This window comes from Myroides odoratimimus (genome assembly GCF_004337635.1).
Taxonomy (GTDB): Bacteria; Bacteroidota; Bacteroidia; order Flavobacteriales; family Flavobacteriaceae; genus Flavobacterium; species Flavobacterium odoratimimum.
On sequence record NZ_CP037427.1, the window covers coordinates 2,161,297 to 2,185,640 of the forward strand.

Genomic DNA, 24,344 nt, shown 5'->3' on the forward strand with positions numbered 1-24,344 from the left:
AAAGAATCAAATAACGCAGATGAGAGTATTAGCGAATGATGGTATCCCAGAAGAAGTAAAAAACGACTTAGAGGGATTGGGATTTGAAGTAAAAGAGGTTCGTGTAGCTCACGAACAGTTAGTTAACTATACAAGTAAAAATGAAATAGAGGTTCTGTTGTTACAGCAGGGGACTTTATTGAATAAAAAAATGATAGATGAGATGTCTCATCTAAAGGCTATTGTTTTTGCAGGTACTTTGATAGATTTAGATATTATAGATTATATCAAAAGTTGTGGCATTAAGGTAATATGGGCAGAAGAAGCACTGTCTAATGCTACTGCAGAGTTAGTATTTGCACATTTGTTTTCGGGTTGTCGTCTATTACAAGAGTCGAACCGCAATATGCCTTTAGAAGGAGATGCTAGCTTTAAATTTCTACAACAGTCATATAGTAATGGCATTGAACTAGCAGGTAAGACACTTGGAATTATTGGTTTAAATGCAGCAGGTGAGAAGGTTGCTCAAAAGGCGTTAGCCTTAGGGATGAATGTATTGTATACAGATGCTTCTGTTCCAGAGGTTAAAGCTGACTTTGTATTGCCTAACGGAATACTTTTTAGAGTAGATCTAGCTTCTACAGATATGCATAGATTATTACACGATTCTCATTTTGTCACTATTCATACTAAGCATTATCAAAAGTATATCTTAGATAAAGAAGCGTTTAGTCATGCTCATAACTTGATAGGAGTGATTAATTGTGCTTACCCAGAGGCGGTTAACGAAGTAGATTTAGTGGATGTGGTAAATGCTGAAACTGTATTGTTTGCTGGGATTGATAGATTTGAAGAGGAGCCTCATCCAGCTATTCAAGTGCTGATGCAACCCGCTTTTTCTTTATCGCCTAATATTAATGCTTCTACAGATGAAAGTAAAGTGTTAATATGGGATGAAATTTTCGATAAAATGCAAGTATTGCGAAAATAATAAGTAGTTTTATACATCTAAAAAAATAAAACTATGTTAGAGCAAATTACAAAATTAGTAGAACAAATCAGTTCTAATGAAGTAGCTAAAGGAGGGATCACTTCAGATCTTACAAGTGCAGTTACTAAAGAAACAGGAGACAGTATTATCAATGGATTAAAGGATAGTGTTAGCTCTGGAGATATTAGTGGATTGACTAATCTATTATCAGGTCAAACTTCTAATATTGCATCTAATCCTATCGTAACAGGTATGATAGGTAACCTTATCAGTGGATTAGTTGGTAAATTAGGTTTATCAGAAGGTGTAGCAGGAAGTTTTGCTAATGGTGTAGTGCCGCAAGTGGTATCAGCTATAGTAGCTAAAATACAAGGAGGAGAATCAGGTTTTGATATGTCTACAATCCTTAGTGGACTAGGACAAGGAGGAGCACAAGACATGTTGGGATCTTTACTAGGAGGAAAAGAAGGATTAGGTGGAGCAATCGATAAATTAAAAGGATTGTTCTAGTCGTTATAACGCATTAATATAAAGGCGGTTATTCACATAGTGAGTAACCGCCTTTTTGTATTATTTAGAATTATTAAAAATAAAAGTTCTCATAACTTGATTTTATGTTAAGATTTACTATATATTTGCAACTATATAAAGTTAGTCTAAATAATAATTAATACTTGTTTTTTTTGCAATTAATTGAATTTTAGGTTATTGAAAAGTTGTTGTTAATTATGGAGTACATAAATAGCTGTTAAATATTTAAGAGGAATGATAAACTCTTCCTTGTGACTGACATTTTAGTTAAATATTCAACATATAGTAATCAAAAGGCAGATTATCTGTTTTCTAGTGTCTTTTGAGCAATTCAATCTTAAATGAAAAAATATATACTACTTACGTTCTTATTCTCTTTTGCCCTTTTCTGCCATGCCCAACAATTGGCTTATTCTGTAAAAGGAAAAGTGTTAGATGAAAAAAATGTACCAATAGCTTATGCAACTGTCGTTGGTATAGAATCTAATCAGTCTACTCAGACTGATGAAAAAGGAAACTTTGAATTTAAAGTTCCAAATAAAAAAGAGACCATAGAGATTAGTTTTATGGGATATAGTTCTTTTAAAAGCATTATTACTTTTGATCAAGAAACTACTAAAGTGCTGTCAGTAAAATTAAAAGAGCAACAACAGCAATTAAGTGAAATTAGTATTAAAGCTAAGAGTGCTAGTGAAAAAGTAAGACAAAGTGCTTATACTGTTAACGCTGTAGAAGTAAAAGCTCTAGCTAATACAGTATCTGATGTCAATCAAATATTGAATAGAAGTGCTGGAGTGCGTGTGCGTGAAGAAGGAGGACTTGGTTCTAACTTTAATTTTGCTCTAAACGGCTTTAGTGGGAATCAGATCAAATTCTACTTAGATGGTGTTCCTTTAGAAGGTGTAGGATCTTCTTTTCAACTAAACAATATCCCTGTAAATATGATAGAGCGAATAGAGATCTATAAAGGGGTAGTTCCTATTAGTTTAGGAGGAGATGCTTTAGGTGGAGCTCTAAATATTATTACAAAAAATACGAAGAGCAAATATCTAGATGCCACAGTATCTTATGGTTCTTTTAATACTGTGCGTTCATCTGTGAACATGGGAATGACTACAGATAAAGGATATAAGTTTCAATTAAACGCATATCAGAACTATTCTGACAATGATTATAAAGTGGATGTAGATGTTCACAATTTTGAAACAGGAGTACTTACGCCAAAGAGAGTTCGTCGTTTCCACGATCGTTATCACAATGAAGGAATCGTCCTAAAAGGAGGTATGGTGAATAAGTGGTATGCCGATGAGTTATTATTTGGCATTACATTAGGAAAGAATTACAATCAAATTCAGACTGGGAATAGAATGGAAGATGTCTATGGAGGTCGTTTTACAAAAGGAGATTTAATCTTGCCTAGCCTTAGTTATACAAAGAGAGATTTCTTAGTAGAGAATCTGAATGTGTCTGTAAATGCAAATTATAATCTAGGTAGTGAACAAGCTATAGATACCATGAATAGATTGTATAACTGGGATGGAGATTATATTATAAAAAATACTTTAAAGAAAGAAGGAGGAGAAATAGAGAGAAGAAGGTTTAAGTATAAGAATAATAATGGATCGGTAATCGCTAATGCGAATTATGCATTAAATGAGCATCATCTGTTTGCGGTAAACTATAATCTGTCTTTATTTAATAGAAAAGGAGAGGATCTATTAGATGCGACATTAAAGAATAATAATTTACCTAAGAAATCTAATAAGGCTATCCTTGGTTTTAGTTACCAATATACTCATAATGAAAAGTGGAATGCGATAGCATTTTTAAAAAAGTATTTTCAATATAATTACTCAGAACGCTATTATAACGAGACTTATTTTACCCAAGACAATAGACAGAACTTTACTGGATATGGGATGGCTACAGCTTATAATATACTACCTGATTTACAAGTAAAAGGTTCTTTTGAACACAGTATACGTATGCCAGAAGCGTATGAGATGTTTGGAGATGAGGTAAACTTAGCTTCTAATTACAATCTAAAACCAGAGTCTAGTAATAACTTCAATGTGGGAGTTCAGTATGGATTTACTATTAATGAAGTAAACCAATTTAGGGTAGAGACAAATTTCTTATATCGAAAAGCTAAAGATTATATAAAGGAGGAAGTTAATACAGGGCAAGGTACTGCAGCTCAAAAAGTAAATAGAAATATCGGTGGGGTATTAGTAAAATCCTTTGATGGAGAGATAAGATATAGCTACAAAGATTTCTTCTCTGTGATGGCTAATGTTACTTACCAAGATATTTTAAACGATATGAAGTATGAGAATAATTCTGATGAAGTGAGTGCTTTATATAGAGATAGAGTCGCTAATATCCCATATCTATATGGAAATGGGATGGTGTCATTCAATTTTAAAGAAGTATTTGGATCTAAGAATAGTTTGCGTTTAGACTATAATATGATGTATGTACAAAAGTATTATTTATATGCGCCAAGTGCTGGTATCGCTAAGTATAAGAGATATATACCGGAGCAATTCTCACAAGATATCAGTTTGCACTATGCTATTCGTGATGGAAGATATAATGTGGCAGTAGAGGTAAAGAACTTAGCTAATAAAACATTGTATGACAACTTCAGTTTACAAAAACCAAGTCGTTCAGTTACTTTAAAACTGAGATATAATTTATAAAAAACATAATTAATATAATATGAATATCATAAAAAAAACACTAGGGCTATTATCACTTGTATTAATAGCATCATGTAGTAGTGATGACAACTCATCACCAGAAAAACCAACAACTCCTGAAGAAGGTAAAAAAGCTAGTTCTTATGTATTTGTGATTAACTCCTTGACAGGACAAGAAGGAGGAACAAAATATATAGCGACTGCGTCATCATTGGCAGAAGGTGTGATAAAAATAGATAAGAACAATGGTATCGAAACTGATTCGTATTCATTCTTCGTACAAAATAATCAATTAATGGCTGCTGTATACGGATTCACTGGACAAAGCCCATTGACATTCTATAGTTTAAATGCTAAGAATGAAATAGTGCAAGGAACTAAGTTAGTTACAGAAACAATTGGAAGTTATGGGAATATAGGAAATTCAGAGGTTGTAAGTGCTACTTTAGATGGAAACTTATTTGCTATTAATACAGAGTTAAAACAGATGACTCATAAAGGAGCAATTGATTTTACTAAGTTGAAATATAAAGATGAAGAGTCTAATGCATATAACATTAATGGAATCTTTTCGGTAGGTACGGATAAAATATATATCCCTTATTCTGTATCACCTAAAGAAGGAGATACCAAGTATAGAGACAATACGTTTATTGCAGTAGTTGATTATCCAAGTCTTAAAGTTAGTAAAACTATTATAGATGATAGAACCGGAGTAATAGGAAGCTGGTTTGGGATGAATGGTGTTCAGCAAGTAGAAGATGGATCTGTATATGCATGGTCTCCAGCAGAGAAGTCTAAGAATCCTTCTGCATTTATTAGAATTAAGAATCACGAGATAGATAAAGGATACTTCTTTGATGTACAAAAAGCAACAGGAGGACATAAGTTATCTCGTGCAGAGTACATTGGAGGTAATGAGTTCTTAGTGAGCTTCTTTGTAGATAAGAATATTGAGAGTACTTGGTCAGGTGTTACTAAGTTAGCTATAGTTAATGTATCTACTAAATCTATTAAGTGGATTGATACTATAGCAGAACATGAACAAATGGCATATAAACAAAAAATATACGTAGAGAAGGATAAAAAAACTGTACACTACGTAGCTAGAATAGAAAAGACTAATCGTTTCCAAGTATACAATATTGATGTTGCAACAGGTATTGCTAAGAAAGGTATTACAATTGAGAATGCTAGTGATGTAACAGCTATCTCTAAATTAGAGTCTGTACAATAGTAGCAGTTAAAATAAATTAGTTAGCGTGTTTTGAATTAGGCAAATTCAGAGTATAATAAGTTGTTGAAGCAGTAATCACGGAAACGTGATTACTGTTTTTTTATTAAGACAAACGATATCTATATAATATTTTGGATAACTTAGATAGTAATAATTATCTTTGAATAATAGACTTTAAAGTATTGAGTTATGAATAGTATCCATTGGCATACCAAAGCCTTTGATGAGTTGACCGTGAGTGAATTATATGATATTATGCGTTTGCGTACGGATGTATTTGTGGTAGAACAAAACTGTCCTTATCCTGAATTAGATGGTAAGGATAAAAAATGTTTACACATATATGCAACAAAGTTAGATCAAGTTATTGCTTGTGCTCGCATTGTACCTCCAGGACTTAGTTATCCAGAAATAGCTATAGGAAGAGTAGCTGTACATGCAGATTATCGCAAGGACGGTTATGGTCGTATCTTAATGCAACATGCTATAGATAAGATAGAAGAGGAGTTTGGAGCTCAAGATATTCAGATCGGAGCTCAGTGTTATTTGAAGAAATTCTATGGTTCATTTGGCTTTGTAGCTTCTTCTGAAGAGTATTTAGAAGATGGTATACCACATGTAGATATGATCAGAAAGGCATAAGAATATACTAAATAGATAAAATGCCTTAACATCATCTGTTAAGGCATTTTTATTATACTTTCTTCTGTTTCCATTTACCTCGCCTAAATAAAATAAAGGCAAGAATAGCGATTACTAATTCGGCAGAGGGGATAGCTATAAAAGCTCCTGTAGAACCAAAATTAAAATGATAAGTCATTAAATAAGCAAAAGGAATCTGAAATAACCAGAACCCAACTATATTTATTATCGTAGGGGTAACAGTATCTCCAGCTCCATTAAAGGCATTCATCAAGGTCATTCCTGCTCCATAAGCTATAAAACCGATAGCTCCTATATACATTGCTTCCTTAGCAACTGCTTTAATAGCTTCATCAGTTGTAAAGAAGGAAGCTAAAATCTCGGCCATACTAAAGAATATAATTGTGACAATAGCCATATAGAAGACATTGTATTTTAAAGTTGCAATCACTGATTTATATGCCCTTTCGGGATTGTTATCTCCTAAGTTTTGACCAACTAAAGTAGAGGCAGCATTACTCAATCCCCATGCAGGAAGAATAAAGAAAACAAGAAGGCGTAAACATGTCAAGAAACCTGAAGAGCCTATTTCTCCTCCACTTTGCGCTACTATGCGTGCAAGAATAACCCAACTACAAGTAGATATCATATACTGCACCATACCTGGTACAGCGATCTTGATGATATTCCAGGTCATATCCCATTGTATTTTGAAGTACTTTAATTTTAACTGGATAAGTGAATCTTTTTTAGATAGATAATACAACTGATACACAACTCCCATACTACGTCCTATAGCTGTAGAGTAAGCAGCTCCTTCTAATCCCATTTCTGGAAATATCCACCAGCCTCTAACCATAATAGGGCATAGAATGATATTAATGATATTACCAAAACCAAGACTTTTCATGGCTATGGCTGCATTCCCTGCACCCCTAAATATTCCGTTAATAAGGAATAATAGCATGATGGATACACAACTGACTAATAAAATTCTGGTATATCTGTATCCATATTCTGCAGAAGCTTCTGATGCCCCCATCCAAAGTAACCAGTCTTTTGCATAGATAAAACCTAATACGCTTAATACAATAGTGATTAATATTGATAGCGTGATGGCTTGTGCTGCATTTTGTGCCGCTTTTTCTTTATCTTTTTCTCCTATACGTCTAGCTACTATAGCTGTGGCCGCCATACTAATCCCTATACATATAGCGTAAATAATAGATAGCAGTGACTCTGTTAATCCTACACTTTGTATAGCGTAGGCACTCTCTTTTAAATGTCCTACAAAGTATAAGTCAACTAAAGCAAATACTGATTCCATTAACATCTCAAACATCATAGGAATGGCTAATAGAAAAACAGCTTTATTAATAGACATATTAGTCAAATCAAAGTTCTCATTAGAGAAGGACTGTTTGATCAGAGAAAATATATTGTTTTTTGATTTAAATGTTGTTGTTGACATACTTAATGAATTGCCTAGGGAATTTTTAGGATTCAAATATAAGTTGATTATGTAATTAAGATATGATTTAACACCTTTTTTATTCCAATGGTATTTATAAATAGAATATTTTATTTGTGTTTTTATTTTTTTAAGTAATTGAAATACAGTGTTGTATTTTTACAAGGATAATTATTTTGTACATAAACTATTTAATTAGTTGTAAAACTAAATAAATAGTTGTTAGTTTGGGTTGTTAAATATTGATGATAATAAGTCAGTATTTTGTTTTAATGATTTGATTATGTTTATTAATTTTTACTTATTAGTGTTATATTTATTTAATTGGATCATTTCGAAAGGGTTTAAAATGTTAATAAAATCAAATCGTAGTTAGTATAAACCATAAATAACTAGAGAATATGATTAAGACGATGTACATATCAGTAACAGCATTATGCAGTGTGATGTTAGCTAATGCACAAGAAAAAATAGAGGTAATGAGATATGAGTATCAATTAACATTACCAACTACTAGTGCTACTGGAGATGAGGAAGCACTTCAGAGTAGCACAGAAATTATTTATCTAGATATAAAAGGAAGTGAGTCTAGATGTGCTAGTGAAGGAAATATTGGCAGAGAAGAAACATTAATGGAGTTCTCTACAGGAGCTAAGAAGGATGCTGATTTTGCAGTTCGTATGCAGGCTTTAAGTCAATTTAAGAGTAGAGTAAAATGGACGGTATATAAGAATTGTACATTATTAAACACTCATGCATCTTCTGGTATAGAGTCCTATAATGTAGAAGAACCTAGTAATTTAATAAAGTGGAGTATTTCTGGAGATATAGAAGATTACAATGGTATGAAGGTACAGAAAGCGGTAGGAGAGCTGAGTGGACGTACTTGGACTGTGTGGTTTACTCAAGATATCCCTTTGATAGATGGACCGTATAAGTTTAAGAATTTACCTGGATTTGTAGTCAAAGCAGAGGATAGTACAGGTGATTATAAGTTTGAGTTCTTAAAGAGCGAGAGAGCTACTACTGATTTTTGGTTGTCAAATAAACAAGAGAAAGCGATGAAAATAGATAAGAAGCAGTGGGATAAGATTAGAAATGTAAATGCAAATAAAAGCTTCTCACAGATTATGAATGAAAGAGGAGGTACGGCGACTTTTAAAATGGTAGATGAAAAAGGAAAGGATATAACGGATGAAATGACTAAAAAGAAGATGGGTAAAGAAAGTAAACCCATAGAGTTCTATTAGTAGGTGAGGGAACACATATAATAAAAAACTATAGATTATGAATAAATTGTTAGTGATTAGTATAGTTGCGTTTATAACTAGTATAAGTGGATTAGCTCAAGAGAAAATAGAGGTAATGAGATATGAATATGAAGCAACGTTTAAACCATCTGTTAAGTCAGACGAAATCTTTACAGAGTCTGTATTCTTAGATGTATGGGATACTTCTTCTCGTTTTTATTCTAAAGGATATGCTAGCCGTGTAGAACGTTTAGCTAAAAAAGAGAATAGCGGACTAATAGGTAAGTCAATTAGTATGGCTGATGAACAGACACGGCTTGAAGCGGTATTAGTAAAGGAAGCTAATAAATTATTCTATGTTCAGAATGTGAGTGGTACTATGTTGAAGATAGAAAGTCCAGTTAATCAGGTCAAATGGAATATAGATGATACTGTAGAGGAGTTTGAAGGTATGCAGGTACAGAAGGCTATAGGTGAACTGAATGGGCGTATATGGACAGTATGGTTTACTTCTGAAATTCCTATCATAGAAGGGCCTTATAAGTTTAAGAACCTGCCAGGTTTTGTAGTCAAAGCACAGGATGATAAGGAAGATTATGTTTTTGAGTTTAGAAAGAGTGAGAAAGTCGAAATACCAGTAGACTTCAACGAATATAAACAGGCTGGATTATATAAAACTAGTGAGTTAGTCAAGCTAAGAGAGGTTAAGGCGAATATGACAGTTAAGCAGAATTTAGATAGTCAAGGTATGATTGTTAATTTTGAAGATACTGTTGAGAATCAACAGATGCTAAATAAGAAAGTGGGAAATAGTAGTAATTACCTTGAATGGTTAAAAAAGTAAACTTATGAAGTATTTAATAGGATGTGTTGTACTATTTTTAGTATCTATTCATAGTATGGCTCAAGAGAAAAAAGACTTTATGCGTTATGAGTACTCATTGACTTTTAAGCCTTATGATGTAAAAGTAATGCCTGATAGTTTTCCTATTACAGAGAAGTTCTATCTGGATATAGACGGGAGTAATTCTGTATTTGTATCTGATTTGTCCTATAGCGAATTTGTATCTGATATAACAGAAGAGGAATATACAGGCAAAGACTCAAGAGTCACTTGGTTAGTCACTAAGGATAGTAAACAAATGTTACTATATGAAGTGGTGAATTATCTTGATTTTTATAAAGTTAAACAGCCTCTTAATCTTATTCAATGGACTATCTCAAGTGAGATAGAAGATTATCACGGTATGAAAGTACAGAAGGCTACAGGAGAACTAAGTGGACGTATATGGACAGTATGGTTCACTACAGAGATGGCTATTATAGAAGGACCTTATAAGTTTAAGAATTTGCCAGGTTTTGTAGTAAAAGCAGAAGATAGTAATCAAGATTATGTATTTGAGTTTACTGGGAGTATGAGAGTAAATAATTATTGGGTTGAGATGGGTGAATATTATAAATATAAAGAGATAACAGATAAACAGTTAAAACGTATTAAGACTTTGAATGCAAACAAGTCTTTTATGCAAGTTATACAAGAAAGAGGAGGGAAGTTAATGAATGATGATAAAGAACCTTCTGATTTTATGACTAAGAAATTTGGCAAAGAGCCTAACCCTATAGAGTTCTATTAGTAATTAACCAAACGACCTTATTAACGATGAAATATGCAATATACATACTTTTCTTTATGATAGTATTGCCTTTACAGGCACAAGTAGTTCTAAAGGGAAAAGTAAATGGTGAGAATAAACAAGCATTATCTAATGTCATTGTTTCTATACTTAATCCAGAGACTAATGCTGTAATAGCTTATGAGATGACGGATAGTAAAGGAACTTATCAGATACCTATCAAATCTGCTCTAGCAACATTAAAGATCAAGGCATCTATAGTGAACTACAGTGTATTTGAAAAAGTGATTGAGAATAAGTCTCAGGATATTCAAATTCAGTTAGTAGATGAGTTTACACAATTAGAAGAAATATTCGTTAAAGCTTCTCCTATTACTCAACACAATGATACTCTAGTATTTGATCTTAGCAAATTTGCAGGGAAGAATGATAGAGTATTAGAAGATGTGATAAAGAAGATGCCAGGAATGGAGGTGAAGAGTAATGGAGAAATAGAATATCAAGGTAAGCCTCTAAATAAGTTCTATGTGGAAGGGAAAGACCTAATGCAAGGAAGATATGGGGCTATTACTAAAGCCTTGCCTAATCTTCATGTTAGCAAGCTAGAGGTAATAGAAAACCATCAACCGATTAAGATGCTAGAAGGAAAAGTACCTTCAGAGAGTCCTGCTATTAATATTAGATTAAAGAATAAAATAAGTTTAAGCGGTAGTGCTAAGATAGGAGTAGGTGGTGATCCCTTCTTATGGAATAGTACTATATCTCCGATGTTTTTTAGTAAAGGATTACAGTACTTAGTAAGCTATGATACTAATAATACAGGAGAAGACCTTACTAATAAGTTTAGAGCATTTGGCTCTTTTGGTTCTTTTGATGTTTATAATTATACGAAGAGTACAGGCCAGGCGCTGTCTATGAGTACAACGTCTGCTCCTGGTATTGCTAAATCACGTTATTTAGACAATAGATCTCATTATGTGTCGGCTAACTTCTTAGTGAAGTTTACAGATAAGATAGAGATGAATACGAATGCTTTTTATAACAATGATGAGGTTAAGCAATCAGGAGCACAATCTACAGAGATTAGAAATTTAGACGCAAATGGCAATGTCAGTGATGTAATTAGATATAGTAGACAAGATGAGAACAGATACTTTAAAGAAGTATTTAACTCTAAGTTTACGATTACCAAGAATACAAAAGACAATTACTTAAAAGATTATATAACGATTAATGTAAGTAGAAATAAAGAAAGAGGACTATTATTACAGAATAACGATCCTATTAATCAGAGTGTATTATCTCCTTCTTTTACCTTACAGAATTCATTGAGTACACTAGTACCAGTAGGTAGTAATAAGTTTGCTAACTTTAAGTCTATCATTGACTTTACTAGAGATAAACAAGATTATGATGTGGTAGCGAATGGCAATGTGAACTTCCCAGATCAAGATTTGAAGAAATACGATTTATTAAATCAATCATTCTTAGACAATACTTTCTATACACAGAATGCTTTATCACTTTCGTGGAAGTACAGAAAGTGGACTTTTACAGAAGAGTATAGTTTATTGTATGAGAATAAGCGTTTTGAGACAGACTTATACGGATATGATACTCAGTCTGTTTGGCTAGGGGATAGTTATCAGAATGATTTGACTTACAATAGATTTGTAAATCGTTTAAATTCTAGCATTAACTTTAAGGGAGTGTCGTGGGATATGACATTTACTGTACCTATTATATGGTCATCTATGAAGCTAGAAGATAAGTCTATAGATACGAAGACTACAAAGAATGCAGTAGATTTCTCACCATCACTATACCTGTCATATAAGATTAATAATATGTGGACATTAAGAGGAGGAAGTAACTTGAGTACTAGTTATACCCCTCTTGACCAACTGTACAGTCACTATATTTTTAGTGGATTAAACTTTACAGCATATAAGGCGAAGATAGAAGACACACAGAGTATTTTTTCTTGGTTTAGGTTTGAGTTTAAAAATCCTTTTAACGGAATATTCTTTAATGGGGCTTTAAATAATAACTACCAAGAGAGAAAGATTATATTATCACAGACAATTGATGAGAATGGACAGTCTGTTTTAGAAGCTTTAGAGCAAAAGAACATTTCAAATAATCAAAGTGCTAATATTAACCTAGGTAAGTTCTTTAGTAAGTATAGCTCTAATATTAAAGGAAGTTTTTCAGTTAATAAAGGTAAGTCAGAGATATTAGTAAATGAGTACCTAAGAGATGTGAATACCTATAACTATAATTACGGATTACAATTGACAAATAATTATTTTGATTGGTTAAACTTTACTTATGATTTTAATTATATGGAGACAGAGCGAAAGGATATGAAGCAGTCAACACATTCTTATGGTAACTCACATAACTTACGTATAGACTTTATTCCATTTAAATCACATAGTTTTATTTGGAAGCTAGATTATAAAGAAAACATATTTAATAATCAGAAGTTTACTAACCGATTTATGGATGTTATGTATCGCTTTAAGTGGAATAAGAAGAAGATAGACTTTGACTTCGAGTGGAATAATATATTGAATACAAAAGAATACGAACAAGTAGTAATCAATAGTATACAGACATCAACAACTAACTTTAAACTAAGACCTTCACAATTTTTAGTATCTGTGCGATTTAATTTTTAAAATAGAATATAAAAAACCTCCAATCTAAATTAAAAGATTGGAGGTTTTCTTTTTGTTGTAAAGTGATCTTATAAAAGTTATTTACTGAAATTCTCTAAATCACGTACGTTCTTTTGAACACTCACAGCAGCGAAAAGTGATAATAAGTAAGAAATAGCATAGAACCCTTTCTCACTTAAAGTCATTTCAGCATTGATTAGCCCAATAGTTAGCAATGTTATACTTGCCATGGTACCAATCCATCCTAGTGTATAGAAAATAGGGGTAACAGGTACACCTTCTATTTTATCTCTAACACTTTTTTGTAGAGCAACTACTGCAAATAACCCAAATAATATAAGTGTAAAGTAAAAACCTTTCTCGCTTAATAAAATCTCTGCATTCCACAGACCTACACAATAACTAGTAATTCCAAGTCCTAAAGCTATCCAAGCTACTAATATGTATATCGCTGAAGGTTTAAATCTTTCTAGATTAATAGTATCATTTTGTAGCTGTACTCTACTGGTAGTACTAGATGGCGTTGTATTACTTGTTTCTGTTTTTTCTTCTTCTATCATATTTTTTATATTAAAGAAGTAAATATATGTATAAATTAATAAAATTAACATTGTTTTTTTTATTTAATTGTGTTTTGTTTAATTATTTGTTGCTTGTGATTCTTATAGTAATACTAATAAGGTTGTATTGTTTTTAGTGATTGTTTTTATTGCTTTTTTATCTTTGCAAGATGTTAGAAATTCTTTACCAAGACGAGTATATTGTAGCTATTAATAAACCACGTGATTTATTAGTACACAAATCTTTTATAGCAAGTGACATCCAGGAGTATGCTATCCAGATCTTAAGAGATCAGATAGGGCAGTATGTCTATCCTGTGCATCGCTTAGATAGAAAGACATCAGGAGTATTATTGTTTGCTTTGGATAAAGAGATTTTAAAACAACTAAATGATGACTTTGCTACCCGTAGTGTAGAGAAGAAGTACATTGCTATCGTCAGGGGATTTACGATAGATGAAGAGACAATTGATTATGCTCTAACGAATGACAATGGCCAAAATCAAGAAGCAAAAACATATTATAAAACCTTGCAAAGAGTAGAAGTAGAAATGCCATTTGGAAAGCACTTGACTTCTCGTTATTCTTTGGTAGAAGCTTATCCTGAGACAGGAAGACAACACCAATTGCGCAAACATTTTAAACATATCTTTCATCCTATTCTAGGTAGTCGCCCACATGGATGTAATAAACAGAATAAGCTTTGGCTTGATACACATGGATTAGGAGCGATGTTATTACATGCATTAGAACTGAAATTCACACATCCTGTTACGAAAGAGGTCATAGAACTTAGAGCCACTATTGATGATCAGTATCGCAAGTATAACGCTGTACTAGGCTTTGACTTAGAACAGTATTATTAGGTTGACAGTTAACTGTGTATATTACGTCCACTACATAAAGTAGAGGCAATATCTTACGTGTCATAGTAAATAAGATAATAGTGTTATAATGGCGCAAAGTCAGTGAGATATTTCTCCATCACACCATCACAAAAAAACGATTTCACGATTTCACAAATAAACATCACTCATATCTCAATGCTTCTACTGGATCTAGCTTAGCAGCTTTCATAGCAGGGTACAGTCCTGAGATTATAGCAACGATAAAGGTAGTGGTAAAAGCAGCTATGATAGCTGTCCACGGCACTGTAAAACTAAAGTTCATGACTTGGGCTAAAGCATAAGCTGTTAGGATACCAAGTAAGGTGCCTAATAGCCCACCTAACTGACCAATGATAATCGTCTCAGTAAAGAACTGTATTGCTATTGTTTTCTTTTTAGCACCTAGAGATTTGCGTACACCTATCTCTCGTGTACGTTCAGTGACAGATACGAGCATGATATTCATTAGTGCTATAGACGACCCTAGTATTGTAATCAGACCGATTACCCAAGCAGCGGCATTCAGCATATTCACTTGTTTCATCATAGAGCGTATCAAATCATCACTGCGTTCAATACCAAAATTAGAAGGTTGTGCAGGAGTTAGTTTTCTGATATTCCTAAAGTCTATAGTAGCCTGATCTATGGCTTGATTCAGCAAGTTATCTTGTAATAGACCTATTTTAATATCATAATTGCCATGTGCAGTATTAAATATAGAACGAGCAATCTTTATTGGGATAAAGATTCTTTGGTCTTCATTTTGACCAAAAGTACTTCCTTGCTCTTTCAGCATACCTATTATTCTAAATTTGTACCCTCGGATAGAGATAATTTGACTTATAGGACTTTGGTCTTTAAACATCTTTTTAGAAAAGTCAGAACCGATAATACATACGAAGTGATCATTAGCAATATCAGTGTAACTAAAATTTCTACCCTCTGTGACAGTTAATCCACTATTGGATAAGTAGTTCTCATCGCATCCAATAATAGGGACTTCAGGATCTGTTTTCATGAAGTCATTTTTGACTTCAATATTTGAAGCAGCGTTAAAAGACAGAGACACATTAGCGAAAGGAAATAAGAATTCTTTTTTAAATGCTTGTGCTTCACTGTAGGTAATAACAGGGTTAATTTTTTTTATAGATTGATTCTTTGTCATTCTATCTGCGACATCATATCTCAATATCGTAAATGTATTCGCCCCCATAGAAGCAAAGTCATCTAATATTGTATTGCGCAGAGCAGATACTACAGCTAATATTCCTACTAATGCCCATATACCGATCGCTATGATAAACACAGTAATACAAGTACGGAGTATCTGACTCTTAATACTTGTCAAGGCGATTCTCATGTTTTCGATTCCGATTTTAAACATATAGAGGTAGGAGTAATTAATATAGTTGTTAGAAGTAAAAATACACAAAAAAAGTTTAAACTTCACAGTTACCTTCTTTTCTTAAAATAAGTGACAAATACTCATACTTACCCCTCTGATTCAATAGGAGGATTTTAAAAAAAGTAGTAGTTTTGTCTAATAATAATACATAAAAATTAATTAGAGATGGCAAAGAAACCTGGAATTCCAAAAGGTACAAGAGACTTTTCTCCAACAGAAGTAGCAAGAAGACAATACATCATGCAGACTATCCGACATGGATTTGAGAAATTTGGATTCCATCCCATCGAGACTCCTTCTTTCGAAAACCTTGATACACTACTTGGTAAGTATGGTGAAGAGGGTGATCGTTTAATTTTTAAGATTTTAAACTCAGGAGATTATTTAAGTAAAGTAGATGAGACTGTATTAGAGAGTAAGAATAGTTTAAAACTAACGAATCAGATCTCGGAGAAGGCATTGCGTTATGACTTGACTGTGCCTTTTGCTCGTTATGTAGTAATGCACCAGAATGAGTTAGACTTCCCTTTTAAACGTTACCAAATGCAGCCTGTATGGCGTGCAGACCGTCCACAGAAAGGTAGATATAGAGAGTTCTATCAGTGTGATGCTGATGTGATCGGGTCTAAATCACTGTGGCAAGAGGTAGAGTTCGTTACTTTATATGACAGAGTATTCACCGCATTAGGAGTAAATGGGGTAACTATAAAACTAAACAATAGAAAGATATTAGCTGGTATTGCTGAGGTGATTGATGCGAGTGATAAACTAATAGACTTCACAGTAGCTCTTGATAAACTTGACAAAATCGGGGAAGATGGAGTAAAAGCAGAAATGATCGAAAAGGGAATTGCTGCAGAGTCTATTGAAAAAGTAAAAGCATTGTTTAACTTCACAGGTACCTTTGATGAGAAATTAGCGAAACTACGTGTGATGTTAGCATCATCAGAAGAAGGATTAAAAGGTGTAGAAGAATTAGCATTCGTAGGAAAAGAAGTAGCGCTTATCGGGCTACAGACAGCGAAGCTAAACTTAGATGTGACTTTAGCTAGAGGACTTAATTATTATACAGGAGCGATCTTTGAGATTGGAGCACCTGATACAGTACAGATTGGTTCTATAGGTGGAGGTGGTCGTTATGATGACCTTACAGGTATCTTTGGCCTTAAGGATATGAGTGGGGTAGGTATTTCGTTCGGTTTAGACCGTATCTACTTAGTGATGGAAGAGTTAAATTTATTCCCAGAGACAGTAAGTGCATCTTCTAAAGTGATGTTCTTAAACATGGGAGAAGAAGAGATGAGCTATGGAGTACAGGCAGTGATGAAGCTAAGAGATGCTGGTATCCGTACAGAAGTTTACCCTGATAAAGCTAAAGTAGGTAAGCAATTCCAATTCGCAGATAAGAAGGGAATTCCTTATGCAGTGTTAGTAGGATCTCAAGAAATCGCAGATCAGAAATATACACTAAAAGAATTAGCATCAGGTGAGCAGGAGGTATTATCATTAGAAGAACTGATTGCTAAATTAAAATAACGAATAGTTTATTTTGAAATACAGAAGGTATGTGTTTACTTACACATACCTTTTTTTATACCTATGAAGAAGAAGCTAAGAACATTAAGAGTAGATAACTCGGAGTATCTATATAGTATAGGAGTTACTTATATCGCAGATACAGAGGAGAGCATTTTTACTATGCGTATCTTTGTAGATAAGTATAGTAAGTATGCTTTACTCTTCCATTTCCGTGTGTTAGATGACTATTATATGGGAAATCCACTAAATCATGGTGTACTATTGTATAATACAGCGTTAGAAAAAGAAATAGTGGTGAATTTAAATCGACCATTATTTATCCGTTTAGCTTTAGATTATGGATTAGAACAAGGGTGGAAGCCAATGCAAGTAAGATTAGAATTAGACGGTTTAGACCTATTAGTACAGCATGGTTATCAGATCGATAAGCTATTAAAAAAAACTTATAGCAAATAAGGTGATAATACTCATCTTTTAATTGTTGTAATTCCGTAATTTTAAAATTGCAATACAATAATAATATTTCAATAAGATATGGGAAGTAAAAAACTGGGTAATAACCCAAAGATGATGATGTTTAGATTGTTATTTGAACAGAAGCCTTCTATAGATTTACAAGCAGTATTAGAAGAATTAAAACAAGTGTTTCCTAATGTAACCTTTGCAGAAGAGGCTAATGTGTTTACTTTCCCTGATTGTGAAGTAGAGTTCGAAGAGGGTATTGTACCTGCACAGTGTGTCGTGATGCATGCAGAGGATGACAGTATTAAGAAGATCGACCAGAAATATACAGAACAGAATTGGCATTGGGAAGAGGGAGCAGAGGTATTGAAGAATTGTCAATATGAAGTATTAGTAACTGATTTTTTGAGTAGAAGCTTAGAGCCTCGCATACGCATTGTATTAATGCAGCAGATGCTTTTTGCGATGGCTAAGGTAGCTCAGCCTACTATCATTGTTTCAGAGCATGGTGAGAAGTTGATTGATCCAGTAGTTTTTATGAGAGACTGTCTAGATCCTAACTATGTTGCATTAGACTTAATGATTAATGTCCGTTTATATAATGTGAATCAGCCTGAGTATGGAAGTTTGTTAATGGATACAGTAGGGTTACATGCGTTAGGTATTTCTGATTTTCAGTTTTTCTTTGATGATGATACGATAGTGAATGAGGTAGCAGGTCGTCTATGGGATTATGCTTATTATTTAATGGAAGCAGGGGATGTCATAGAAGACGGAAATACAATAGAAGGGTTTGAGTCAGGGAGCAAATGGACTTGTCATAAGGAGTTTTCTTCATCTCAACCTAGAAGAACAGTGATCAATGTAGTGATGAGTTAATCAGAAAAGTAGACACTTACACTAGAATATATATAATTGAACCCTGAGGAGTAATAGTTTTAAAAAGATTATTGCTCCTTTTTTGTTTATATAGAGAAGGAATATGATACATAGATCGTAGGTATTATAGTACATTTAGAACTATACTTGTTTTTTTACGAATAAAAGGCAGGTGATATAAAAGAATCTATAATAGATAGTATTTATGATAAATAGTACCTATGATAGAATAAAATCTATCATTAGTAAAGACTGATGTACCGTGGAGGGGCATAATATATTTGTGATGTAAAGAAAAAATCTAAACAACAAATATTAATTTTATGCTTAAACGTAGTTTTTTGATATCTGCATTAGTAGTATCATCATTTATTCAAGCTCAAGTTTTGACTACGAATACAGGTAGTCCTGTAGGAAGTAATCAACATTCTAAAACCATTGGTAATAATGGACAAGTATTATTAGAAGACATTCATTTAATAGAGAAGTTAGCTGCTTTTGACAGAGAGCGTATCCCTGAGAGAGTAGTACATGCTCGTGGAGCTGGAGCTTTCGGAGAGTTTGTAGCGAGTGCCGATTTTTCAGATGTGACGATGGCAGACTTTTTATCACAAGCAGGTAAGACTACGCCTGTGATGGTAAGATTCTCTACTGTGACACATCAGCAAGGGTCACCAGAGACGTATAGAGACCCACGTGGTTTTGCGGTAAAGTTCTATACAGAGCAGGGTAACTATGACTTAGTAGGAAATAACCTTCCTGTATTCTTTATCAGAGATGCGATTAAGTTTCCTGATATGGTACACGCTTTTAAACCGTCTCCTTTGACTAATGGAGCATCAGATCCGAATAGAGTATTTGACTTCTTTTCTAATTTGCCAGAATCTACTCACATGTTTACTTGGCTGTTTTCTGATTACGGTATACCAGCTAACTTTAGACAGATGGAAGGGAATGGAGTACACGCATATAAATGGGTGAATGATAAAGGAGAAGTAACGTATGTAAAGTATAAATGGGTACCTCGTCAGGAGATTAAAAACTTGACACAAGAAGAGGCTAACGCTATCCAAGCAACTTCAGTAGAGCACGCGACTTTAGACTTATATCACGCGATAGATCGAGGTGATTATCCTATCTGGGACTTATATGTACAGATGTTAAAGAGAGAAGACTTCGATGCCTTAGACTTTAATCCTGTAGATGTAACGAAGATTTGGCCAGCTGAGATCGCGAAGTCTGTAAAAGTAGGTACGATGACATTGAAAGCTAATCCTACGAACTACTTCCAACAGGTAGAACAAGCTGCCTTTGCACCTAGTACATTAGTACCTGGTATAGAACCTTCTGAGGATAAACTGTTACAAGGAAGACTATTCTCTTACGCAGATACACAACGTCACCGCTTAACAGGGAATTTCCAACAAATACCTGTTAATGCACCTAAGAATACAGCGACTACTTATAACCAGAATGGGTATATGTCTACACGTGTACAGTCTGGTGATGTGAACTATCAGCCATCTACTAATAAACCTGAAGTGGTAGATAATGCTAAGTTTATGTACTCTAAGTCTGAGTTCTTTAAACCTGTAAGTACTACACAGCATGTGATAGATAAGGAGAATAACTTTAAACAGGCTGGTGACCTATATCGCTCGTTCTCTAAAAAAGACCAAGATAATTTAATTAAGAATTTGAGTGGAGCATTTAAGACGATTAAGAATAAAGTGATCGTACATAAGATGATTGCTTATTTCTATCAAGCTGATAAAGAATATGGTACGCGCTTATTAAAAGCAGTAGATATGAAGCTAGATGAGATTAAACCTTATTTAGCTCAATAATAGATATAGTATAAACAAGGATTCAGCATAGATACATTATCTAGTCTATATGGCCCCACATCATATTTTATAAAGAGTATAGAAGAACAGATTTAGGTACAAGCTTATATTTTTATATTATTTACTTTCTACCATTGTTCTGTACCTAGATTTGCTTCTATGGATATGTATTTGTGTTGAATCTATTTTTAGTGTTAGTGATGAAACAATGGATGATAGTAGGACTGTTGTTATGTAGTGTTCAGATTAGTTTTGGACAAGATATATTTACAGCCGCAAGAGAGAATAATACGGAGGAGGTAAAGCAGCTGATCAGCCAAAAGGTAGATTTAAATCAAGTCAATGATCGTTCTTTTACTCCCTTGACGATAGCAGTGTATAACGATAGTAAGGAGGTAGTGAAGGTACTACTAGAAGCAGAAGTAGACCTAGAAAAACAAGATGCTATGGGTAATACAGCCTTGATAGGAGCTGTGTTTAAAAAGAATTTGACTTTGGTTAATTGGTTGTTAGAATCAGGTGCAGATGTCAATAGAAGGAATAGTAATGATGCTAGTCCTCTTATTTTTGCAGTAACTTTTGGGACTACAGATATTGTAGGTGCTTTACTAAGGGCAGGTGCAGATAAGACAGTAAAAGATAACAGAGGCAAGACAGCATTAGACCATGCCGTATTACAAGATAATAAAGAGATGATCTCACTCTTACAGTAAAGAATAAGGATATAATCCTAAGCGAACAATTACTTTTTAAATAGTAGAAAAGTAATTGTTCGCTTTTTTATTTTTAATTGTATTTTTATCATTCGTATTAGAATAAAAAAAGTAAGGAGATATGGAAGTGAGTAGTGTTGATTTTCAAAGTTTTATAGATAATTATTCTTCATCTGATAGTGAGTGGTTAGCCCTCGATTGGAACGGAAAGTATGGAGCTAAGTTTAAAGATGATAATTACCTTTTTAGAATTCAGATAGCAGAGTTAGTTTGTCAGCAGTTAGATACTATAGATTTGCCTCTATTAAGAGAGTTATTTATCCATATCGGGACAGTGTCTAAACTTAACTTTTCAGTGTATAATAAGTTTCATTTATTAGCACAGACTTTATTAGAAAGAGGAGGGAAAGAATATTTATTTGATTATCTATGTGCAGCTCATATTTCTTTTGATACTTTTTTGAGTACAGCTAATATAGAATTGAGTCAAGAGAGAATAGAAGAATTATTAGTGCACTTCGATTATTTAAAAGAAACGGAGTCAGATCTAGAAGTACAGAAACTACTGTCAGAGCACATGCGCGATAGATTAGAAGGATTAAAAAAGAAAATAAAAATATGAAAAGAATATTAGCAGTTTTATTCCTAGTGATGGGATTAAGTGGGTATAGTCAGGAGAGTAATCTATCTGATGCTTCGGTAGAACGAATAAAATCCTTAATCACTTTGTTTGAGAATGAAGATAGAGAAGGTATCGCCAAGAGAATAGTCTATCCTCTGAAACGAGAATACCCTTTGCCACCAGTGACTTCCGAGTTCGAATTTGTGAGTCGTTTTGAAGAGTTTTTTGTACCAGAGTTTTCGGCTAAGATAGCGAACTCTGTAATAGAAGAATACAGTCATATGGGATGGCGCGGTATTATGTTTGACTTGGGTAGAATGTGGCTGACAGAGAGCGGAGATATTTATCGCATTATCGATCAGACTGAGCTAGAGAAGAAGATCAGAGAAGAAATGATTCAGGCAGATAAGAAAAGACTACACAAAAGTGTGAAAAAGTTCTTAGAACCATATGCTATTATTAAAACAGGACAAGATATCTGGCGTATAGATCGAAAAAAGCATAATGTATTGCGCTTAACAATATGGAACGACGGTAAGCTAGTATCTGATATCCCAAACCTAATCTTAGAAGGAACTGAAGATATACAAGGTACAATGGGCAATAGAGTACTGTACTTTAAAGATAAAAAGACGAATGATGTGATTACGATCTTAATGGATAATCCTGAGTCTGACGTAGAACATGAAGTAACTATCCTAATAACAGATAATGAAGGAAATGAAGTAAGCCTAAAAGGACAATCTGATAATTAGACCCTAAACTATCTAATATAATGAAGCTGTAACAGTGATGTTACAGCTTTTTTTGTCCTTTAGTATTAGCTTTATAGTACTCTAAGTTTAGTCTTATTGCAGATATTTCGCTATTGTTTAGGATTTAAGTAGGTATTGTCTCCGTTTTTTTACTTGATTTAACGGATACACTACGGATACATAGCGGACGCATAACGGACTCAATTCAAATCATCTTAGGAGAAGACAGGACGTAGAGTAATGTTAACTAGGTATATAAATTATAGTCAAATATACTTTAAATAGACTAGTGATATTATAAGTAAAATGTAACTATAACAAGGAAGTAATAATATAAATAAGTAGCCCTACTAGCCCTCCCACTAGAGTACCATTGATACGGATATACTGTAAGTCTTTACCTACTTCTAGTTCTAGCTTATCACTTAGTTCGCGACCATCCCAGCTATCTACAGTATTTCTGATTAGTTGCCCTACTTCTTTTGTGTTTTTAAGAGCTACTTTATAGATGGTGTGTTGTATCCACTTATTGATCTTGATTTTATTCTCTTCGTTATTTTCTAAGTCTAGTGCTATTTTAGACAGGCTATTAGAGATATACTTGCGCAGTACTGAGTTATTGTCCTCTAGTTGTACGAGTAGATTCTCCTTCGTAGAGCGCCATAGATCTTGCATATACGTATGAATAGTATCATGAGTAATGAATTGACCTATGATTTCATCGAACTTAGCTTTCCACATAGGAGAAGCTTCTATATCTACAGCGAGCATTTCTAACCTCAGGGTGATCTCTTTTCTTATTTTGTGATGAGGGTCTTTTTCTATATCACTTAAGAAGGTATTGATACCATTGATAAGTTGATTCGTCACCGCTTTACCTCCGATAAGCCCTAAGATAGGTTTTTTTTCTACGACATTATCATATATTTCTTGGCGGTGTTCTTCTACATAGAGCTGTGCCTTAGGCAAGATAATATCTAATAATCTGTTGTGTTCATTCTTTTCGATAGCATAGGTGACCCCTTGTGATACAAAGCTTTGAATATTAATAGTTGCGATGCCTTCTTTCGCTTTTGAAGTCATCAGTGCGATGATTGTTTCATCTTCTAGTTCAGCGAGTATTCGTTTGGCTAGTGAAGTAATCTCATGCTCTAAAATGATTTGATTATTAGGCTTGTTTAACCAAGTAGAAATCATATTCGCTAAGTCAACTTTCTCCACATAAGGTCTGATATTATCTGAAGTCAAGAAGTTATCTGTGACAAAGTCTCCTAGGTTATCTCCAATCTTGTTTTTGCTATTGACAATAAGATTAGTATGCGGAATGGGCATGCCCATCGGATGTCTAAAAAGAGCTGTCACCGCAAACCAATCTGCTAGTGCCCCGACCATCGCAGCTTCTGAGAATGCCTTGACATATCCCATCCACGAAGCAGGTGAATGTCTGATGGCATATACCATAGAGATATAGAGGATAGCCATAAGTATAAATAGTCCAGTAGCTATGCGTTTATGCTTTTGTAACTGTTTTTTCTTTTCATTCATAGTGCTGTA

Annotated in this window: 21 protein-coding genes; 17 read left to right on the plus strand and 4 right to left on the minus strand. The window is 33.7% G+C overall.

Annotated elements, in window-relative coordinates:
- The first annotated feature begins 19 nt into the window (after positions 1-19).
- The 5 genes from E0Z07_RS09915 to E0Z07_RS09935 all read left to right on the plus strand — a co-directional run bounded on the left by E0Z07_RS09915 (position 20) and on the right by E0Z07_RS09935 (position 6,082).
- On the plus strand, positions 20-970 hold the full coding sequence (locus E0Z07_RS09915) for an NAD(P)-dependent oxidoreductase (RefSeq protein WP_131540629.1): 951 nt from the start codon (positions 20-22) through the stop codon (positions 968-970).
- A 33-nt stretch (positions 971-1,003) separates the two neighbouring features.
- Entirely contained in the window at positions 1,004-1,480 is a 477-nt protein-coding gene (locus E0Z07_RS09920; protein WP_131540630.1) for a hypothetical protein, read from the plus strand.
- Between the two features lie 362 nt (positions 1,481-1,842).
- On the plus strand, positions 1,843-4,203 hold the full coding sequence (locus tag E0Z07_RS09925; RefSeq protein ID WP_131540631.1) for a TonB-dependent receptor: 2,361 nt from the start codon (positions 1,843-1,845) through the stop codon (positions 4,201-4,203).
- Positions 4,204-4,222: 19 nt separating this feature from the next.
- Positions 4,223-5,440 (plus strand): DUF4374 domain-containing protein, encoded by a 1,218-nt coding sequence (locus E0Z07_RS09930; RefSeq protein ID WP_131540632.1) that lies wholly within the window; start codon positions 4,223-4,225, stop codon positions 5,438-5,440.
- A gap of 189 nt (positions 5,441-5,629) precedes the next feature.
- On the plus strand, positions 5,630-6,082 hold the full coding sequence (locus E0Z07_RS09935) for a GNAT family N-acetyltransferase (RefSeq protein WP_131540633.1): 453 nt from the start codon (positions 5,630-5,632) through the stop codon (positions 6,080-6,082).
- A 52-nt stretch (positions 6,083-6,134) separates the two neighbouring features.
- Here E0Z07_RS09935 and E0Z07_RS09940 read toward each other — a convergent pair whose 3' ends face one another.
- Positions 6,135-7,553 (minus strand): MATE family efflux transporter, encoded by a 1,419-nt coding sequence (locus tag E0Z07_RS09940; protein WP_131540634.1) that lies wholly within the window; start codon positions 7,551-7,553, stop codon positions 6,135-6,137.
- A 401-nt stretch (positions 7,554-7,954) separates the two neighbouring features.
- Between E0Z07_RS09940 and E0Z07_RS09945 the strand changes: the two genes are divergently transcribed.
- The 4 genes from E0Z07_RS09945 to E0Z07_RS09960 are packed head-to-tail and all read left to right on the plus strand — an operon-like array spanning position 7,955 to position 13,121.
- Complete coding sequence (locus E0Z07_RS09945) at positions 7,955-8,803, plus strand: GLPGLI family protein (RefSeq protein ID WP_131540635.1); 849 nt, start codon at positions 7,955-7,957, stop codon at positions 8,801-8,803.
- Positions 8,804-8,840: 37 nt separating this feature from the next.
- On the plus strand, positions 8,841-9,647 hold the full coding sequence (locus E0Z07_RS09950) for a GLPGLI family protein (RefSeq protein ID WP_131540636.1): 807 nt from the start codon (positions 8,841-8,843) through the stop codon (positions 9,645-9,647).
- Between the two features lie 4 nt (positions 9,648-9,651).
- Positions 9,652-10,437: a GLPGLI family protein gene (locus E0Z07_RS09955; RefSeq protein WP_131540637.1), complete on the plus strand. Its 786-nt coding sequence runs from the start codon at positions 9,652-9,654 to the stop codon at positions 10,435-10,437.
- Positions 10,438-10,463: 26 nt separating this feature from the next.
- Positions 10,464-13,121 (plus strand): peptidase associated domain and porin domain-containing protein, encoded by a 2,658-nt coding sequence (locus E0Z07_RS09960; protein ID WP_131540638.1) that lies wholly within the window; start codon positions 10,464-10,466, stop codon positions 13,119-13,121.
- Positions 13,122-13,198: 77 nt separating this feature from the next.
- Here E0Z07_RS09960 and yiaA read toward each other — a convergent pair whose 3' ends face one another.
- Positions 13,199-13,681, minus strand: coding sequence for an inner membrane protein YiaA (gene yiaA, locus E0Z07_RS09965; protein WP_131540639.1), 483 nt, complete (start codon positions 13,679-13,681; stop codon positions 13,199-13,201).
- A 170-nt stretch (positions 13,682-13,851) separates the two neighbouring features.
- On the opposite strand from yiaA, the gene E0Z07_RS09970 reads away from it, so the two are divergent.
- Complete coding sequence (locus E0Z07_RS09970; protein ID WP_131540640.1) at positions 13,852-14,547, plus strand: pseudouridine synthase; 696 nt, start codon at positions 13,852-13,854, stop codon at positions 14,545-14,547.
- A 163-nt stretch (positions 14,548-14,710) separates the two neighbouring features.
- On the opposite strand, the gene E0Z07_RS09975 is transcribed toward E0Z07_RS09970, so the two are convergent.
- Positions 14,711-15,952, minus strand: coding sequence for an ABC transporter permease (locus E0Z07_RS09975; RefSeq protein ID WP_207893703.1), 1,242 nt, complete (start codon positions 15,950-15,952; stop codon positions 14,711-14,713).
- A gap of 186 nt (positions 15,953-16,138) precedes the next feature.
- Between E0Z07_RS09975 and hisS the strand changes: the two genes are divergently transcribed.
- The 7 genes from hisS to E0Z07_RS10010 all read left to right on the plus strand — a co-directional run bounded on the left by hisS (position 16,139) and on the right by E0Z07_RS10010 (position 22,790).
- Positions 16,139-17,509 carry a histidine--tRNA ligase gene (gene hisS / locus E0Z07_RS09980; RefSeq protein WP_131540641.1) on the plus strand — a complete coding sequence of 457 codons (1,371 nt, stop codon included), beginning with the start codon at positions 16,139-16,141 and terminating at the stop codon, positions 17,507-17,509.
- A 63-nt stretch (positions 17,510-17,572) separates the two neighbouring features.
- Positions 17,573-17,968 carry a hypothetical protein gene (locus E0Z07_RS09985; protein ID WP_233445949.1) on the plus strand — a complete coding sequence of 132 codons (396 nt, stop codon included), beginning with the start codon at positions 17,573-17,575 and terminating at the stop codon, positions 17,966-17,968.
- Between the two features lie 78 nt (positions 17,969-18,046).
- Positions 18,047-18,853, plus strand: coding sequence for a DUF4261 domain-containing protein (locus tag E0Z07_RS09990; protein ID WP_131540643.1), 807 nt, complete (start codon positions 18,047-18,049; stop codon positions 18,851-18,853).
- Between the two features lie 323 nt (positions 18,854-19,176).
- Positions 19,177-20,700, plus strand: a complete 1,524-nt coding sequence (locus tag E0Z07_RS09995) for a catalase (protein ID WP_006266515.1) — start codon at positions 19,177-19,179, stop codon at positions 20,698-20,700.
- A 200-nt stretch (positions 20,701-20,900) separates the two neighbouring features.
- On the plus strand, positions 20,901-21,413 hold the full coding sequence (locus tag E0Z07_RS10000) for an ankyrin repeat domain-containing protein (protein ID WP_233445950.1): 513 nt from the start codon (positions 20,901-20,903) through the stop codon (positions 21,411-21,413).
- Positions 21,414-21,534: 121 nt separating this feature from the next.
- The gene (locus tag E0Z07_RS10005) at positions 21,535-22,035 is read left to right on the plus strand and encodes a hypothetical protein (RefSeq protein ID WP_131540644.1); all 501 of its coding nucleotides are present in this window, start codon (positions 21,535-21,537) and stop codon (positions 22,033-22,035) included.
- Positions 22,032-22,790, plus strand: a complete 759-nt coding sequence (locus E0Z07_RS10010) for a hypothetical protein (RefSeq protein WP_131540645.1) — start codon at positions 22,032-22,034, stop codon at positions 22,788-22,790. The genes E0Z07_RS10005 and E0Z07_RS10010 overlap by 4 nt, the downstream gene beginning before the upstream one ends.
- 312 nt (positions 22,791-23,102) lie before the next feature.
- Here E0Z07_RS10010 and E0Z07_RS10015 read toward each other — a convergent pair whose 3' ends face one another.
- The gene (locus E0Z07_RS10015; protein ID WP_131540646.1) at positions 23,103-24,335 is read right to left on the minus strand and encodes a DUF445 domain-containing protein; all 1,233 of its coding nucleotides are present in this window, start codon (positions 24,333-24,335) and stop codon (positions 23,103-23,105) included.
- Positions 24,336-24,344 lie beyond the last annotated feature (9 nt).

Coding starts and splice junctions, on each gene's coding strand:
- E0Z07_RS09915 (WP_131540629.1), top strand. CDS start 20: ATGAGAGTATTAGCGAATGATGGTATCCCAGAAGAAGTAAAAAACGAC.
- E0Z07_RS09920 (WP_131540630.1), top strand. CDS start 1,004: ATGTTAGAGCAAATTACAAAATTAGTAGAACAAATCAGTTCTAATGAA.
- E0Z07_RS09925 (WP_131540631.1), top strand. CDS start 1,843: ATGAAAAAATATATACTACTTACGTTCTTATTCTCTTTTGCCCTTTTC.
- E0Z07_RS09930 (WP_131540632.1), top strand. CDS start 4,223: ATGAATATCATAAAAAAAACACTAGGGCTATTATCACTTGTATTAATA.
- E0Z07_RS09935 (WP_131540633.1), top strand. CDS start 5,630: ATGAATAGTATCCATTGGCATACCAAAGCCTTTGATGAGTTGACCGTG.
- E0Z07_RS09940 (WP_131540634.1), bottom strand. CDS start 7,553: ATGTCAACAACAACATTTAAATCAAAAAACAATATATTTTCTCTGATC.
- E0Z07_RS09945 (WP_131540635.1), top strand. CDS start 7,955: ATGATTAAGACGATGTACATATCAGTAACAGCATTATGCAGTGTGATG.
- E0Z07_RS09950 (WP_131540636.1), top strand. CDS start 8,841: ATGAATAAATTGTTAGTGATTAGTATAGTTGCGTTTATAACTAGTATA.
- E0Z07_RS09955 (WP_131540637.1), top strand. CDS start 9,652: ATGAAGTATTTAATAGGATGTGTTGTACTATTTTTAGTATCTATTCAT.
- E0Z07_RS09960 (WP_131540638.1), top strand. CDS start 10,464: ATGAAATATGCAATATACATACTTTTCTTTATGATAGTATTGCCTTTA.
- yiaA (WP_131540639.1), bottom strand. CDS start 13,681: ATGATAGAAGAAGAAAAAACAGAAACAAGTAATACAACGCCATCTAGT.
- E0Z07_RS09970 (WP_131540640.1), top strand. CDS start 13,852: ATGTTAGAAATTCTTTACCAAGACGAGTATATTGTAGCTATTAATAAA.
- E0Z07_RS09975 (WP_207893703.1), bottom strand. CDS start 15,952: ATGTTTAAAATCGGAATCGAAAACATGAGAATCGCCTTGACAAGTATT.
- hisS (WP_131540641.1), top strand. CDS start 16,139: ATGGCAAAGAAACCTGGAATTCCAAAAGGTACAAGAGACTTTTCTCCA.
- E0Z07_RS09985 (WP_233445949.1), top strand. CDS start 17,573: ATGAAGAAGAAGCTAAGAACATTAAGAGTAGATAACTCGGAGTATCTA.
- E0Z07_RS09990 (WP_131540643.1), top strand. CDS start 18,047: ATGGGAAGTAAAAAACTGGGTAATAACCCAAAGATGATGATGTTTAGA.
- E0Z07_RS09995 (WP_006266515.1), top strand. CDS start 19,177: ATGCTTAAACGTAGTTTTTTGATATCTGCATTAGTAGTATCATCATTT.
- E0Z07_RS10000 (WP_233445950.1), top strand. CDS start 20,901: ATGAAACAATGGATGATAGTAGGACTGTTGTTATGTAGTGTTCAGATT.
- E0Z07_RS10005 (WP_131540644.1), top strand. CDS start 21,535: ATGGAAGTGAGTAGTGTTGATTTTCAAAGTTTTATAGATAATTATTCT.
- E0Z07_RS10010 (WP_131540645.1), top strand. CDS start 22,032: ATGAAAAGAATATTAGCAGTTTTATTCCTAGTGATGGGATTAAGTGGG.
- E0Z07_RS10015 (WP_131540646.1), bottom strand. CDS start 24,335: ATGAATGAAAAGAAAAAACAGTTACAAAAGCATAAACGCATAGCTACT.